Source organism: Rhizobium sp. SRDI943, from assembly GCF_057653695.1.
This window is the reverse complement of record NZ_CM172787.1, coordinates 942,289-957,669: the sequence shown is the minus strand read 5'-3', so window position 1 is coordinate 957,669 and position 15,381 is coordinate 942,289. Positions and strand designations below refer to the sequence as shown.

Here is a 15,381-nt window from a genome sequence, read left to right as displayed (position 1 = left end):
ATAATCCGAGGGCAATATGGATCGGCTGACAAGCCTCACAGTCTTTGGCCGGGTGGTGGAATGCGGTGGTTTTTCCGCCGCCGCGCGTCGGCTCAACATGTCCGTCACTATGGTCGGCAATCACGTGCAGTCGCTGGAGGACCGGCTCGGCGTGCGGCTGCTTAACCGCACGACGCGCAAGGTCAGCCTGACGGAAACCGGCAAATATTACTATGAGCGCTCTTTGCAGATCCTCGCCGAGCTGGAAGAGGCGGACCGGACGGCAGGCGCGCTGAGTTCGACGCCGCGCGGCACGCTGAAGGTCTATACCAGCAGCGCCATCGTGCGTTTCCTCTTGCCTGTCGTCAGCGAATATATGGAGCTCTATCCGTCGATCTCACTCGATTTCAGCGTCGGCGAGCGGACGGTCGACATGATCGAGGATGGCTACGACCTGGTGATGCGCACCGTACCGCCGCCGGATTCGTCGCTCGTCGCCCGCAAGCTGACGCCCTGGCGCCATATGCTCGTCTGCTCGCCGGCCTATTTCGAGAGCCATCCGATGCCGAAGACGCCGGCCGAGGTCGCCGACCACAACTGCCTACAATATGCCTATTACCCCTATGGCGACGAATGGCGCTTCGAGGATGGCGACGGCAAAATGGAGAGCGTCAAGATCAGCGGCAACGTCGTTTCCAACAGCGCCGAGATGCTGCGCTTCTTGACGCTGACCGGGCGGGGCATCTTCCTGGCGCCGAGTTTCGTGGTGTTCGACGACATCGCCGAAGGGCGGCTGGTGAAGATCATGCCGGACTACCGGCCGATAGAGTTCAACATCAACGCGGTCTATCCCAACCGCAGCCATCTGCCGACGAAGGTGCGGCTGTTCATCGATCTCCTGGCGGAGAGATTTGCGGAGCATCGGAAGTGGATGACGTGAGGGGCAATTTTACATTGGAGGTCACCCTTCACTGCAACACAGCGGAATTCGGCAGCAATGCCGTTCGGCCCCAAAAATGCCTCGACTTCGCTGGACACCATTCGACTATGAAAAACAACAGGATGGTGTGTCGGCTGTGCCCATAGACATTTGGAATGTTCGGCGAATGGTCATCGCCGCTTTTCTTGGCACCGCGTGTGCAGCTTACCATCGCGCCTTGGAATTTTGGCCGCTTGATTCGGCCAATGGGCTACGAGGACTCTTCGATCTATTGGGAGGGCCGCTGCTCTTTCTCTCGGTCGCGGGCATACTGTTCGTTTGGTTTATCGGCGCATTAGTCGCGTTATTTCGTCGTCGTATCCGTGGAATGGTGAGTCGTCTTATTGCTATCATCATTGTTCCGGTTTGTTTTGGGACGATGATCACCGTGCCTTTGTTCGATCCTTGGCTATGGTACGTCATTTTCAATAAATCGCGTTTCGAAGCGGCGGCAGCCGCGAGTGGCTCTGCACAGAACGGTACGATCATCGAGGGGCGCGACGTTTCGACAGGGATCGCCGGCGCGGGCTACAATCATTTTGTCGCTCTCATCTTTAGCGAAAGCGATCCGCCCAAACTGGTTTATGGCGACAGCGATGAAGAAAAATTGGCAGCCAATTCGGTGCTGACGCACCTCTACGGCAATTTCTACAGGCGAGATGAGTACTTTTGACGACCCTTGCGTGAACTGAGAGGCTGCGGCTATCCCCCTTCGCCCCGCAAGCGGGGAGAAGGTGCAGGCAGGCGGATGAGGGGCGGGCTGGGCTCCGATCCGCCGAACCGCTGCAGCCCTGCGCTTGCGCTTCGGGCGTTCGTCGTTGCAATCGATTCACTGGATCGATTGCTCCCGCTTCGCGGGACCTCTCCTCACTCCTCGCTTTCGCTGCGGCCGTAGGCCCAATCCATGTAGAGTTCCAGCGCCTTGCGGGTGAACGGGCCTTCCTGGAGATTGTGGTCGTCGAGGCGGGTGACGCTGACGACCTTGGAATAGTTGCCGGTGGTGAAGATCTCGTCGGCTTGCATGAAATCCTCGACAGCGAGTGCCGCTTCCACGACGTCGAAACCGGCCTGGCGCAGCAGGCCGATGACGCGGGCGCGAGTGATGCCGGCGAGGAAGGTGCGGTTGGCGGCCGGCGTCATCACCACGCCGTCCTTGACCATGAAGACGTTCGAGGAAGCGGTCTCGACGATGTTGCCGTTCAGGTCGCGCACCAGCGCATTGTCGAAACCGCGGCTGCGCGCTTCGGCGATCATGCGGCCGCTGTTTGGATAGAGCGAGCCGGTCTTCGCCTCGGTCATCGCCGTTTCCGGCGACGGGCGGCGATAGGGCGAGACGGTGAGGCTGGTGCCGCCATGGCCGCCCATCGGCGCCTCGAACAGGCAGAGCGCGAAGCGGGTCGATTCCCCGTCGACGGCGACGACGCTGCCGGGCGAACCGTGTTCGCCCCAATACATCGGCTTGATATAGATCGCCGTCGCGCCATCGAATTTCGCAACACCTTCCCAGGCGAGCGCTACGATCTCCTCGGCTGATTTCACCGGCTTCAGGCCCATGGCGAGCGCCGAGCGGTTGATGCGCTGGCAATGCAGGTCGAGATCCGGCGCGATGCCATCGAACCAGCGGGCGCCGTCGAAGACCGTAGAGCCCAGCCACATGGCATGCGACGTCGGCCCGATCAGCGGCGGATTGCCGGGGAGCCATTCTCCATCGACATGAGTCCAGGTGGTTGAACGGGGTGATGTATCGACGGCCATGATGGTTTCCTCCTGAAGCCGGAGAAGGAAAAACCGCCGCGGCAAGCCGGGTCAAGGACAAATCCCGAGCGGAAACACGGAAGCAAGAAAATGCCGGGGAATGGCGCCAGGCCGCAATATTCGTGCGCAGCAACGGCAGCTTCATCGATGGGTGCATCAGCAAAAATGATGGAATGGAATGTTGGAATGGCTGCCTGCCGCATGCGATGATGGGCGCAACAGCGGATAAGCAGCAAGGGAAGACGCCGATGAAAGCCATGTTCTACGAAGCCTTCGAACAGGCGCCCGAAATCCGCACCGTTGCCGATCCGACACCGACAGAGGACGGTGTCGTCATATCGGTCGGGGCCAGCGGGCTCTGCCGCAGCGACTGGCACGGCTGGATGGGCCACGACCCCGATATCCGCCTGCCGCATGTGCCGGGACACGAGCTTGCCGGGCGGATCGTCGCCACCGGCCGCGGCGTGATGCGTTTCAAGGTGGGCGACCGGGTGACCGTGCCCTTCGTTTCCGGCTGCGGCCATTGCAGCGAATGCCATTCCGGCAACCAGCAGGTCTGCCCGAACCAGTTCCAGCCGGGCTTCACCCATTGGGGGTCGTTCGCCGAATATGTCGCGATCGATTATGCCGATACCAATCTGGTGCACCTGCCCGACACGATCGACGATGCGACGGCGGCAAGCCTCGGCTGCCGCTTCGCCACCTCGTTTCGCGCCGTTGCCGACCAGGCCCGCACCGGGCCCGGCGAATGGATCGCCGTGCATGGCTGCGGCGGCGTCGGCCTGTCGGCGATCATGATTGCCACGGCGCTTGGAGCGAATGCGATCGGTATCGACATCTCCGAGGAGAAGCTCGCCTTTGCGCGGGAGTGCGGGGCGGTGGCAACGGTCAATGCATCGGGCGGCGCCGACGTGGCGGAGGCAGTGCGCGAGATCACCAAGGGCGGCGCGCATGTCTCGATCGACGCGCTCGGCCATCCCGTCACCTGCTTCAACTCGATCAAGAACCTGCGCCGGCGCGGCCGGCATGTGCAGGTGGGGCTGATGCTGGGTGAACACGCGACGCCGCAGATTCCAATGGCGCAGGTGATCGGCCACGAGCTGGAAATCTACGGCAGCCACGGCATGCAGGCCTGGCGTTACGACGCCATGCTGTCGATGCTTTCGGCCGGCAAGATCGCGCCGCAGAAGCTGATCGGACGGCGGATCAGCCTCGAGGAGGCCGTGCCGGCGCTGATGGCGCTCGACAAGGCTGAGGCCACGGGGATCAGCGTGATCACCCGGTTTTCATGAGGGAATTCCACCCTCCCCGCCCGTGGCGAGCACGGGAATGAGGGAGAGCGGGACGAGCAACAGGCCCTATTGAGCTACACCGATCGAGGCGAGAAAAACTGATGAAGCCGGGATCTTCGACTTGTCCTTGATCTCGATGATGAGGCGCGGATTGCTTTCGAGTTTGGCAAGGGCCCTAAAGACGGCGTGCCAGTGGATCGAGCCTTCGCCGAGGCTCCAGTGGCGATCGGCATATCCGTCGGCATCCTGCAGGTGGACATGCTGCAGGCGATTGCCGGCGGCCTTGACGTAATAATCGACCGGCGGAGCCCCGGTATAGCCATGGGCATAATGGGCGTGGCCGGTATCGATCGAGACGGCGACGGCGGGCGAGTTGAAGCTCTCGGCAAGCGCCACGCGAATATGCGGATCCTTGTCCTCGATGTTCTCGATGACCATGGTACAGCCGATATCCTCGGCGCGCCTGATGGCATCGCGCAGGGTCATGTGCGTGCGCTCGACCAAGGCCTCGCGGGCGCCGGCATTGTCGTCGAGGTTGTTGTAGGACCAGGATGTATAAGGGCTGTGGATGACCATATGCGTCGCCCCGATGGCGGCGCAGACTTCGAGGCCCTGCAAGAGGCGCCTTGTGACGATGGCGCGGATATCGGGATCTTCCGAGGCGATGGTAAAGCCCCAGAACGGGCCGTGAATGCCGAGGCGGCCGCCATGACCGTCGAGAAGCCTTCTGGCGCGGGCGGCGAGCGGCGCCCAGTCGCCGTTCAGAACCTCGGCATCGACGAAGCTCTGCAATTCGAGATCGCGGGACTTTTCGAACAGCCAGTCACGGTGAAGTTCGACTTCATCGAGCGTCATGGCGGCGCCGACGACGGGAAGAGAGGACATGGATACGCTCCATCAATGTGAATGATCAATGTGAATGCCGGGACGGCGTGGAAGGACGGCTCCAAGAACGGCCGCCGCGTTCTATGCGCCCCTTCTGTGTCGGCGGTATTACAGGCGCCGAGCCTTTCGAACTCTCCGGCCTCAGTCATTTCCGCATAGCTGATGCGGCATTGGCGGACCTTGCGGAAACGCCCCGAAGTACCGATATCGGCCCCGACAGTCTCGTGACGCAATGGCGCGCGAGCGGCGTTGAACCCCTGGCAACGGAGCCGTTTGTTCATCGCTTCGGCTGACGTAGGGCGCTTCTTTGAAGCGCGTTCGGCGATGTTACCCCCAACAACAGGGTGGGTTGTCAAAGGCAGCGCAAAGGTCTAACGGCTGCGCCCGCAAGAAAAAACCCATAAGAAGAAGCCCTGTAAGAAAAAGAAAGAGACATGATGTCCAACTCATTTGTGAAAATGCCTGCGAGCAACGAGGCAAAGCGGTTTTTCGTCCTCGGTGACCGCGTCGAGCGGCGGCTTAGAATCAGCGGAACCTGGCTCAATATCTTCGACGTCACCGTGCCATCAGGCAGCCGGACGCCGAAACATGCGCATGCGAGCCCGGAAGTGTTCCGCATCATCGAGGGACGCTTGACGATCTGGCGCCTGAGCGATAGCGGCCCCGAAGAGATCGAGGCCAGCGCCGGCGACATCGTCACGATCCCGCCCTTCATGGTGCACGGCTATTCCAACCGCGGAACCGTTCCCGTGGTCTTTTTCGCGGTCGTCGATCGAGACATGGCCGAGTTTATCGAAGCGGAAGGCACGACCGAGCCACCGAAGGCCAGCCCTTCGGCGGAAACCATCGCTCGCATGACGGCGGCTGCTAACGCCTATGGGATCACCATCCTCGCGGCGTGACGGCGCGCGTGCGTGGTGTCGTTCTTCGGACGACATCATGCGTTCCTTCGTCGGTTATGCTAGGCATTTGGCGGGAGCGATTTCAATCGGCTCACCAGTTCATCCAAAGCGGCGTCGACCGTTTTTGAAGCCGTATCGATGACGATTGCATGGTGCCATTCGTCATAGGCTCTTTCGGAAATCTCTTGCCATGTCGGCTTCACCAGACCTTCGACGTCGGTGAGGCGCGTTTCAGCACGGTTGCGATGCTCGGCTTTATCCGAGCAAACAACCTCGACCTCCGCCGCTGTCACCCCGGCAGCTTGCGCGACCGAAAGCCACGCTGACCGGGTTATCCGAAGCGGGTTGACGGAGTCGGCGATAACGGTCCTGCCAAGGGTCAGATTGTCTCCGGCAATACCGTAAGCCACGATATAGCCTGCAGGCCCGGCATCATCGGCAATTCCGGAGGCACGGATTGCCTGCTCGATGGTATCGACGCGCACATGGACCGCATTCAATCGCTCAGCCAAAGCGCGGGCGATCGTCGTCTTTCCACTGCCAGGCAGACCACCGAAGATAATGAGCATCGTCACCTCGTCGTTTTTGGAGAGGCTCCACGAGAACGTCAGAGCAGCTCACGGTCAACGCAATACTTCACCATTGAGGCCTGGTTCGCAATTCCTTTGTCAGCACGGGGTTTTCACCACCGGCCTCAACGACGGTCCATTCGAGCGCCTCGTAGAATCCGACGGCGTCTCGCGCCGCATTCACAACCAATCTCTTGACCCCGTGCCGTGATGCGAATTTTTCGAGGCCGGCCATGAGCAACCGCCCGTACCCTTTTCCCTGGCATTCCGCCCTGATCGCGACGGTTCGCACCCACGCCGCCGCATCGTCCATCAGATCGAGGCGAGCCGCACCCACCGGAGTATTTTCGAGCAAAAGCAGCAAAGGGAAATGCCCATCCCTTCGATCATCGGGATGGTTCGCATCATAGCCAATCAACCCGCGGGCCTCGAAAAGGACAGCGCGGCGGATGTCGTGGTAGGCGTTCCAGTGTTCATCCGCAGACACTTGGACGACCATCCAGGCGGCTTCGCCCTCGTCATTCGGAAATCTAGGCTCGTTCATAGATGGCCTCGTCGATGCTCGTGGACAACCGGCCGGCAAAAATCGGTGACGGCCTCACGGCTCGATAGCAGGAATTTCGGACGGGAAAAGACCGAGAACAATCGGGTGTGCGTCTCGAAGGAATTCCAGTTGTTCGTTCTACTCCGGTATTCGGCCACCCACTTCAAAAGGCCATCGAACTGGGTTTGGGACTCGCCGCCCTGGATGCCTCGCTCCTTGATGTTGGCGATGCATTCCTCCTCCGGCAGATCAATCCAGATCAGGATCGTCGTGCGGCTGAGGACCATGTTCGCCAGCTGCCCGTAAACGCCCTCCATAACCCAGACATCGCGCTCGGCCGCTGCCATGACCATCTCATCCCGCAACGCCCTGTCGCGAGCGATGCCGTAGCCCCCCGGCTCCCAATGCATGTCATCAAGGTGGACAACCGGATGGTGAAGCTGCTCGCCGATACGACGGGCAAGCCATGTTTTACCCGCGCCGCCATTGCCCATGATGAGCATGCGGTCAAAGGCGGCTGAGGGATTGGGAAACGTCATCGGCAACTCCGAGGACTTTGCGCTGATGCTGGTTTTGCGTGACCTTAGCGCGAGATATTGAATGCTTTCAAATCAAAATTGAGCGCGCGCCATCCTTGCAGCTGTGTGGAAAAACAATGTGCCGCCCTCGAGGGCGCGTGTGGCGCGGCGCTTAGCAGCGTCGCGCGCCAAATGTCTAGAACTCTTCCCAGTTGCCCTCGGTCGAAGCCGGTGCGGCTGAGGTGCCGAAGGCGGCTGCGAGCTTGCCGCCGAGTGCGCGGGCCGGCGAGGGAGCGGGCCTGGCATGGTCGGTGGCCGAGGCGGGAACCTGTCTACGCGCCGCAAGCGCCGCCGCGACCGGGCGTGCCAACGGCTTGGCAGCCGTCCGGGCGACGGGGGCCGCCTTTGCCATCTGGCCGAGATTGAACTGTGCCAGGCGCTCCGAGAGAGCGGACACCTCGGTCACCAGCGTGTGCGAGGCGGCATTCGATTCCTCGACCATTGCGGCGTTCTTCTGGGTCGACTGGTCCATCTGGTTGACTGCCGTATTGATCTCCAGGAGACCCGTCGACTGTTCGCGGGCGGCCTGGACGACCGCCTGGACATTGCTGTTGATCTGCTGGACTTCGGAAACGATTGCCTGCAGCGCCTTGCCGGTCTGACCGACGAGATCGACGCCACGCTTGACCTGGGCGCCGGACGAGGTGATCAGCGCCTTGATCTCCTTGGCGGCCGTCGCCGAGCGCTGCGCCAGTTCACGCACTTCCTGTGCGACCACGGCGAAGCCCTTGCCGGCCTCCCCTGCACGTGCTGCCTCAACGCCTGCATTGAGGGCCAGCAGGTTGGTCTGGAAGGCGATATCGTCGATCACGCCGATGATGTTGGAGATCGACTGCGAGGATTGCTCGATGCCGGTCATGGCGTCGACGGCATTGCGCACGATCTCTCCGGACTTTTCTGCACCATCCTTGGTGCGGCTGACGAGCGTTCCCGCTTCTTCGGCGCGAAGGGTGGAGTCCTTGACCGAGGTGGTGATCTGCTCGAGCGCGGCGGCGGTCTCCTCGACGGAAGCGGCCTGCTGTTCGGTGCGGCGGGCGAGATCGTCGGCGCCGGAGCGGATTTCTTCCGAACCGGCCTGGATGACGGCGGCGTTTTCGGAAAAGGAAATCAGGGCTGCCTGGAGCTTTTCGACAGACGCATTGAAATCGACGCGGATTTCGTCAAGCGAGTCGGCAAACGGCTTTTCCAGCCGGATGGTCATGTCTCCATTGGAAAGGCTGGCCAGTCCGTTGCCGAGTTCGCTGACCGCGAACTTGATCGAATCTTCGCGGGCGGCATGGAGGACGGAACGTTCCTGCCGTTCGATCTCTTCGCGGGACCGGGAGGTTTCCGCATCCGTTTCCAGCTTGATCTTCTGGCGGTTGCTTTCCAGCAGGATGGCGAGAGAACGCGAGAGGTCGCCGATTTCGTCCTTGGCATTCTTGTCGTTCAATTGCACGTCGAGCTGGCCATGGGCGATGCGATCAGTCTCGGCAATCACACCCTCTATGCGGCGGATGAATTTGCGGGCAATGAGCCAGCCTGCGAGACCGAGCAGGAGGGCAGCGATGGCGGTGATCGCTACGGCGCTCCAGGCCATGTTGTTGAGCTGGGCAAAGACGGTGGATTTAGGCACCGAAACGATGGCGTACCAGTTGAGGTCATTCGTGAGCTTTACCGGATAGGCGACCGAGAAATAGCTCTGGCCGTCCGGGCCTGCGATCTCCTGCGCGACGCCGGGCTTGGCGATCAACTGATCCCAGCCGGCGGTCAGATCACCGCCGTCCTTGATATTCTTGCCTGCGAGCTCGGCGGAGGGATGGCTGATGATGCTGCCGGCGCCCGTCACCAGGCTGAGATAGCCGGTCTCCATCGGATGGACCGCCGAGATCGCCTTGTTGGCGTCGTCCAGCGAAATGTCCATGCCGGCGACGCCGAGCGCCTTGCCGTCGACCATGATCGGCTTGGCGACCGAGGTCATCAGCACGTCCTTGCCGTCGACCGCGTAGACATAGGGTTCGATGACGACGATCTTTTTCTGGGTAAAGGGCAGCTGGTAGTAATCGCCGGCGCCCGACACGCCATAATCGACCAGCGGCGTGTGCTGGATCTTGTCGCCACTGCGGACCCAGTAAGGCACGTAGCGGCCGGTCGTGTCGTGGCCTTCCTTGCCGACGAAATCCTTGTCCTTGCCGTCAAAGGCATTCGGTTCCCAGCCGGTCCAAACACCGAGCGCCATCGGATTATCCTGCAGCATGTTCTTCAGCAGGTCGTCGGCAGCCGCACGATTGGCGTTTCCGCCGTCCTTCATCGTCGACAGCGACGTTTCCAGCGTGTTGACGATGCCGAGTGCCACGCCCATGGATTTCTCGACGTTGAGCGCATTGGTGGCGGCGATCTGGAGCATCTGATCGAGGCTCGATTTGCGCATATCGTTGTAGGCGATGTAAAAAAGAACGCCCGATGCCGCGATCGTGGCGATGACACCGCAGGCCGCCACGGAAAAAATGTTGCGTCCGGTCGCCGATTTGAACTGCATGCGCTTAACCTCCTCAAGCGGGCAGGTCGTCGATCGCGCACCGATCTATTCCGTCCCGGCTTCCCCAGACCGAGAACTGATTTCAGGACGTGGCTGCACGTCACGGAAATCGTTCGCAATTTGGAGAAAATACGGACAGGCTGTTAATTTACGGTGTATTGCGGCAGCTTTCCTTATGACTGGCTGATCGCCGCGCCTCTTTTAAGACGCGCAAACGCGATGGTGCTGCCGTTGGCGAAACTGTCACATCAAGACGCTATAAGGATTTTCGCCCGGCGCCTCTTGCGTCGGCACTGTTTCACCGTCAAAATTGCGACATGCCTGACAGCGACCCATCCAGTACAAGCTCCGCCCCTTCCAACCGGGATCTCCCGGCCGAGGAAGCAGGCGACCATTGTAGACGGTGCGATGACCTCCGCCTCGCGTCAAGCATGTCTATGCTCCCGCAGAGAGGGCCGCTTCCCAGACCATTGCCGCTGACGGGCGGCCGCGGCTCACTTCAGAGGAGCGGTCTGATGGAACCTGCACTGATGTCAACACTATGATGGAGAGACGACAGGCGATGCGTATATGCGTATAAGAGCGTCCCTTCGAATGCCTCGCCGCTTCGCCTGATGAATGCGGCACTACAACCTAAACGAATAGGGTCCCTGTGTTTCTGGAAATTGGAATTGTGGCGTTTCTCACCATCCTGAATGGTGTGCTCGCCATGTCGGAGCTGGCCGTCGTGTATTCTCGAACAGCTCGCCTAAAGGTCCTCTCCGACAATGGAAGCAAGGGTGCAGCTCAAGCGATCAAACTTGCTGAAAACCCTGGTCGTTTTCTCTCAACGGTGCAGATCGGCATCACGCTGGTCGGCGTTCTATCCGGCGCTTTCTCGGGGGCCACGCTCGGCGGCCGCCTGAGCGGATGGCTAGAAGCCCAGGGAATGTCATCGACGGCCGCTGATGCCATTGGCGTAGGTTCAGTCGTCGTGGCAATCACATATCTTTCGTTGATCGTCGGCGAACTTGTTCCAAAGCAGATCGCATTGCGGGAACCCGAAGCGGTTGCGGCCAGGGTCGCACCCGCTATGGCGGTCCTTTCAAAAATTGCGCTGCCACTCGTGTGGCTTCTAAACGCCTCCGGAAACCTTGTGCTCAAACTCTTGGGCCAAACAGGAAAAGCTGGCGAAAATGTCTCTGACGCAGAAATCAAAACTGTTCTGGCCGAGGCGCAGTCGGCTGGAGTGATCGAAAGCGAAGAGTCCGCGATGATATCAGGTGTCATGCGGCTGGCGGATCGCACTGCCCGAGCGCTTATGACGCCCCGACGGGACGTCGAAATTATTGATATCGACGACAGCCTTGATGAAATTCGGACCCAGTTGCACAGGACGAAGCGGTCGCGGTTGCCCGTTCGAAAAGGCAGTTCGGACGAGGTGATCGGCATCCTTCCGGTCAAGGACTTCTACGACGCGATGTCCGAACACGGCAGCGCCGACATCAAGGCTCTGACGCAAGACGTCCCGGTGGTTTCAGACCTTTCAACTGCCATCAATGTTATTGAAGCCATCAGGAAATCGCCCGTTCACATGGTGCTGGTTTTCGACGAGTACGGCCACTTCGAGGGGGTTGTCTCGTCAGGTGACATTTTGGAAGCAATCATGGGGGCTCTGCAGGAGGGACCGGTCGATGAACAGGCCATCGCTCGGCGAGACGACGGCTCTTATCTCGTGTCGGGCTGGACGCCAATTGACGAGTTCGCTGAATTCTTAAACCTCAAGCTCGATGGCGACTTGGAATATCAGACTGTCGCCGGCCTGGTGTTGGAAGAGTTGAAACATCTGCCGGAATTGGGCGAGAGCTTCACGAGAGATGGATGGCGCTTCGAAGTCGTCGATCTCGACGGGAGGCGCGTGGACAAAATACTTGTGTCGGCTGAGTGAAGCTTCGTCGCCGGCGACTTCGCCTTTGAGGTCGTCAATCTCGACGGCCGCAACATCGATAAGATCCGCATCCACCACATGGACGATGTGGCCTGACAGCAGGAGTGAACGCCATGGCATGGTCCGCCAATCAATATGTGAAATTCGAGGATGAGCGCACGCGACCGGCGCGCGACCTGTTGGCACAGGTGCCGCTGCAAAACCTTCGTCATGCCATCGATCTCGGCTGTGGCCCGGGCAATTCGACCGAGCTGATCATCGAGCGCTACGGGGCGGACGGCGTCTCGGGCGTCGACAGCGACATGAACATGCTGGAGGCGGCGCGCAAGCGGCTTCCGGGCACTGCCTTCGTCGAGGCCGATCTCACCCGCTGGCAGCCGGACGAACCCGCCGACCTGCTGTTTGCCAATGCCGTCTTCCAATGGCTGCCCGATCATCTCGATATCTTCGACCGACTGATGGACGGGCTTTCCGAAGGCGGCGTGCTGGCCGTGCAGATGCCCGACAATCTCGGCGAACCCTCGCATCTGGCGATGGAGGAGACGGCGCATGCCGGCCCGTGGAAATCCGCCTTCGAGGCGAAGAGCGTGCGCCGCAGGTCGCTGCCGCCGCCGTCCACCTATTACAGCCGACTGATCGCCAAAGCCGCGCGCGTCGATATCTGGCACAGCGTCTACAATCACCCGATGGCGGATGCTGCTGATATCGTCGAAAGGGTGAAGGGAACCGGGCTGATGCCCTATCTCGCCCATGCCGGCGAAGAGCATCGCGAGGCGTTCCTGGCCGATTATCTGGAGCGGTTGGAAAAGGCCTATCCCAAGATGTCGGACGGGCGGGTGCTGCTCAGGTTTCCGAGGATCTTCATGGTGGCGGTGAAAGGCTGACGCTGACCGCCGGCAAGCAAGGCTACTCGAGCTCGGGCGCCCCGGATAGTGTCAAATGCTTGTTATCCCTCGCCTGCATATGTTGCGGCAAAGCTGGCGCGCAGTATAGTCGGCCGCAAAATCCAAGGAGATGACACATGGACGCTGCCCCTACCCCGCCGGTCACCCTCGTCATCTTCGGCGCCACCGGAGACCTGACGCGCCGCCTGCTGGTGCCGGCGATCATCAATCTGACGCGCAGCCGCCTCGTCGGCGAGGATCTCCACATTCTCGGCATCGGCATCGAACCGGGTGACGACGAATTCCTGCGCGGGCGGCTCGACCAATTCCTCAGCCATCTGAGCGGCGAAGAGCCGATGGTGAAGGACGAGGCCTGGGAAAGCCTGCGCCGGCGAATTTCCTATACGTCCGGGGATTTCACCAAGGACGATATTTTCGTCGAGATCGGCAAGAGGCTGGGGCCGCATGCGAATGCCGCCTTCTATCTCGCGGTGCCACCCTCCTTCTTCGGCACGATCGTCGAGAAGCTCGCCGCGCATGGGCTGACCGATGAAAGCGACGGCGTCTTCCGCCGCGTCGCGATCGAGAAGCCGTTCGGCACCGATCTCGCCTCGGCGCAGGCGCTCAATGCACAGATCCTCGCGCAGGTCGGGGAGAGCCAAGTCTACCGGCTCGACCATTTCCTCGGCAAGGAAACCGTGCAGAACCTGATGACCGCCCGTTTCGCCAACATGATGATCGAATCTTTGTGGAACAGCCGCTATATCGACCATGTGCAGATCACCGCTGCCGAAATCGTCGATGTCGGCAGCCGCGGCAAATTCTACGATGCGACGGGTGCGCTGCGCGACATGGTGCCGAACCATCTCTTCCAACTGCTGGCGATGATCGCCATGGAGCCGCCGAACAGCTTTGATGCCGAAGCGATCCGCAATGAAAAGAGCAAGGTGCTGAAGGCGCTGCGCGTCTATACGCCGGAGGAGGCCAAGACGCATGGCGTGCGCGGCGCCTATGCTGCAGGCCCGCTCAATGGGGCTCAGCTTCCCGCCTATCGCGACACCAAGGACGTTTCGCCAGACAGCAGGACCGAGACCTTCGTGGCGCTGAAGCTCTATGCCGATACCTGGCGCTGGGCCGGCGTGCCCTTCTATCTCAGGACCGGCAAGGCGCTGACGGCGCGCGACACCGAGATCGTCATCACCTTCCAGCCGGTGCCCTTCGCGCAGTTTCGTGAGACCGACGTCAAGCGCCGCCTGCCGCCGAACCGGCTGGTGATCCAGGTGCAGCCGGATGAGGGCATGAGCATGGAAATCTCGATCAAATCGCCGGGGCTTTCGGTCGATACCGTGCCGGTCTCGCTCGATTTCCGCTATGCCGACAAATTCGATATTGCCAAGACCACCGGCTATGAATCACTGCTCTACGATCTCTTCATCGGCGATCAGACGCTGTTCCAGCGCGCCGACGGCATCGAAGCCGGATGGGCGGTGGTGCAGCCCTTCCTCGATATCTGGGCGAACGACCAGAGTGTGCCTGACGCCTACGCGCCGGGCAGCATGGGACCCGCCTCAGCCGACGAACTGATGCAGCGCGACAGGCGGCAGTGGCATGAACTCGGCGTCGTGCTGCACAAAAACGACAAATAGCCGGTCCTGCTTTCTGATCTGGGGCCCATCCTGTCAGCGGCAGGCGTCGCTTAGCGTACCGTCGCGCTCTGCCGCGCGGTACTGACGCGTTCCGGGCCGCGGGCAGATGGTCCGATCGGACGGAATGACGACGGTGATATCACCGGTTTCGACTGGATCGAGCGGAATCATGAGTCCGCCATTGGATTCCGCTCCCGGCACCGTGCCGGGTGGCATGCCGCCGAAGCGGCCGCTAGAGTCCATATCAGCAAGCGCCTGGGAGAAGGCCGGAGCGACGAAGCCGAGGAGAATGATCGAGGCTGCTGCAAGAAACATACGCATGATGCTATTCCCTATGGTTTCAGCGATGCGACAGAAACAGCAGAACGACCTCATTGTTCCCCCGGAAGCGGAGGCGGACGATCAAAGTTTGGCGATCGGAATATGGCACCTCAGAGCGGGCGATCTCCGGCTCAATCGCGCCAGCGCGACAGCAGCCTGTCGAGACCTGTCGGATAGAGATCGATGCCGGCGTCCCGCAGGCTGTCGCGACAGAACCAGCGCGCGGTCGCCGCCGTCTCGTCGAGCTCGGAATAGTGGATTTCGTCGCGCTCATAGAGCGATGCATCGGCCAGTTCGATATCGGCGGCAAAGATGTATTCGTGACCGGTCGCGCCGTGATGCTCGTAGATGTTTTCAAGCAGATGCCAGGGGCCGACGATGCGGATATCGGTCTCGAGTTCCTCCTGGAATTCGCGGTGCAGGGCTTCTTCGCGGCTCTCGCCGAATTCAATCGCGCCGCCAAGCGGGCGAACGCCCTTGATGCGGCCGCTGTCATCCTCCACTTCGGCGGCAAGCAGCTGGTCTTTCCGCCAGGCGAGGCCGATCACCTTCACCCTGATCTGCTGCGATGGGCGCCAGACGGTCACGAACTCTCCTTTCAT

At 60.9% G+C, this 15,381-nt stretch carries 15 protein-coding genes; 7 read left to right on the top strand and 8 right to left on the bottom strand.

From position 1 onward, the window contains the following. Positions 1-16 precede the first annotated feature (16 nt). Complete coding sequence (locus AC245Y_RS04875) at positions 17-919, top strand: LysR family transcriptional regulator (RefSeq protein WP_017993383.1); 903 nt, start codon at positions 17-19, stop codon at positions 917-919. A gap of 166 nt (positions 920-1,085) precedes the next feature. Next, on the top strand, positions 1,086-1,631 hold the full coding sequence (locus AC245Y_RS04870; protein WP_020486940.1) for a hypothetical protein: 546 nt from the start codon (positions 1,086-1,088) through the stop codon (positions 1,629-1,631). A gap of 194 nt (positions 1,632-1,825) precedes the next feature. Here the strand turns inward: AC245Y_RS04870 and AC245Y_RS04865 are convergent, their stop codons facing one another. Further along, positions 1,826-2,713 carry a branched-chain amino acid aminotransferase gene (locus AC245Y_RS04865; RefSeq protein WP_017993381.1) on the bottom strand — a complete coding sequence of 296 codons (888 nt, stop codon included), beginning with the start codon at positions 2,711-2,713 and terminating at the stop codon, positions 1,826-1,828. Between the two features lie 248 nt (positions 2,714-2,961). On the opposite strand from AC245Y_RS04865, the gene AC245Y_RS04860 reads away from it, so the two are divergent. After that, on the top strand, positions 2,962-4,005 hold the full coding sequence (locus tag AC245Y_RS04860; RefSeq protein WP_026157288.1) for a zinc-dependent alcohol dehydrogenase family protein: 1,044 nt from the start codon (positions 2,962-2,964) through the stop codon (positions 4,003-4,005). 66 nt (positions 4,006-4,071) lie between these two features. On the opposite strand, the gene AC245Y_RS04855 is transcribed toward AC245Y_RS04860, so the two are convergent. Beyond that, complete coding sequence (locus AC245Y_RS04855) at positions 4,072-4,890, bottom strand: sugar phosphate isomerase/epimerase family protein (RefSeq protein WP_017993379.1); 819 nt, start codon at positions 4,888-4,890, stop codon at positions 4,072-4,074. A gap of 434 nt (positions 4,891-5,324) precedes the next feature. Between AC245Y_RS04855 and AC245Y_RS04850 the strand changes: the two genes are divergently transcribed. After that, positions 5,325-5,792, top strand: a complete 468-nt coding sequence (locus AC245Y_RS04850; RefSeq protein WP_017993377.1) for a cupin domain-containing protein — start codon at positions 5,325-5,327, stop codon at positions 5,790-5,792. 59 nt (positions 5,793-5,851) lie between these two features. Here AC245Y_RS04850 and AC245Y_RS04845 read toward each other — a convergent pair whose 3' ends face one another. The 4 genes from AC245Y_RS04845 to AC245Y_RS04830 form a co-directional block, all read right to left on the bottom strand. Continuing rightward, the gene (locus AC245Y_RS04845) at positions 5,852-6,361 is read right to left on the bottom strand and encodes a P-loop nucleotide/nucleoside kinase family protein (protein WP_012756597.1); all 510 of its coding nucleotides are present in this window, start codon (positions 6,359-6,361) and stop codon (positions 5,852-5,854) included. A gap of 67 nt (positions 6,362-6,428) precedes the next feature. Then, positions 6,429-6,905: a GNAT family N-acetyltransferase gene (locus tag AC245Y_RS04840; protein WP_017993376.1), complete on the bottom strand. Its 477-nt coding sequence runs from the start codon at positions 6,903-6,905 to the stop codon at positions 6,429-6,431. Beyond that, complete coding sequence (locus AC245Y_RS04835) at positions 6,902-7,444, bottom strand: P-loop NTPase family protein (protein WP_017993375.1); 543 nt, start codon at positions 7,442-7,444, stop codon at positions 6,902-6,904. Before AC245Y_RS04835 ends, AC245Y_RS04840 begins: the two co-directional genes overlap by 4 nt. 175 nt (positions 7,445-7,619) lie before the next feature. Beyond that, positions 7,620-10,001: a methyl-accepting chemotaxis protein gene (locus AC245Y_RS04830; protein ID WP_017993374.1), complete on the bottom strand. Its 2,382-nt coding sequence runs from the start codon at positions 9,999-10,001 to the stop codon at positions 7,620-7,622. A gap of 652 nt (positions 10,002-10,653) precedes the next feature. On the opposite strand from AC245Y_RS04830, the gene AC245Y_RS04825 reads away from it, so the two are divergent. The 3 genes from AC245Y_RS04825 (at position 10,654) to zwf (ending at position 14,458) form a co-directional block, all read left to right on the top strand. Then, positions 10,654-11,928 carry a hemolysin family protein gene (locus AC245Y_RS04825; protein WP_012756593.1) on the top strand — a complete coding sequence of 425 codons (1,275 nt, stop codon included), beginning with the start codon at positions 10,654-10,656 and terminating at the stop codon, positions 11,926-11,928. Between the two features lie 113 nt (positions 11,929-12,041). Further along, a complete protein-coding gene (tam, locus tag AC245Y_RS04820; protein ID WP_026157287.1) occupies positions 12,042-12,812 on the top strand; it encodes a trans-aconitate 2-methyltransferase in 771 nt (256 codons plus the stop codon). A 137-nt stretch (positions 12,813-12,949) separates the two neighbouring features. Continuing rightward, on the top strand, positions 12,950-14,458 hold the full coding sequence (gene zwf / locus AC245Y_RS04815; RefSeq protein ID WP_012756591.1) for a glucose-6-phosphate dehydrogenase: 1,509 nt from the start codon (positions 12,950-12,952) through the stop codon (positions 14,456-14,458). A gap of 33 nt (positions 14,459-14,491) precedes the next feature. Here the strand turns inward: zwf and AC245Y_RS04810 are convergent, their stop codons facing one another. Continuing rightward, positions 14,492-14,833: a hypothetical protein gene (locus AC245Y_RS04810; protein WP_017993372.1), complete on the bottom strand. Its 342-nt coding sequence runs from the start codon at positions 14,831-14,833 to the stop codon at positions 14,492-14,494. Positions 14,834-14,910: 77 nt separating this feature from the next. Next, positions 14,911-15,366, bottom strand: coding sequence for an NUDIX hydrolase (locus AC245Y_RS04805; protein WP_012756589.1), 456 nt, complete (start codon positions 15,364-15,366; stop codon positions 14,911-14,913). Between the last annotated feature and the right edge of the window lie 15 nt (positions 15,367-15,381).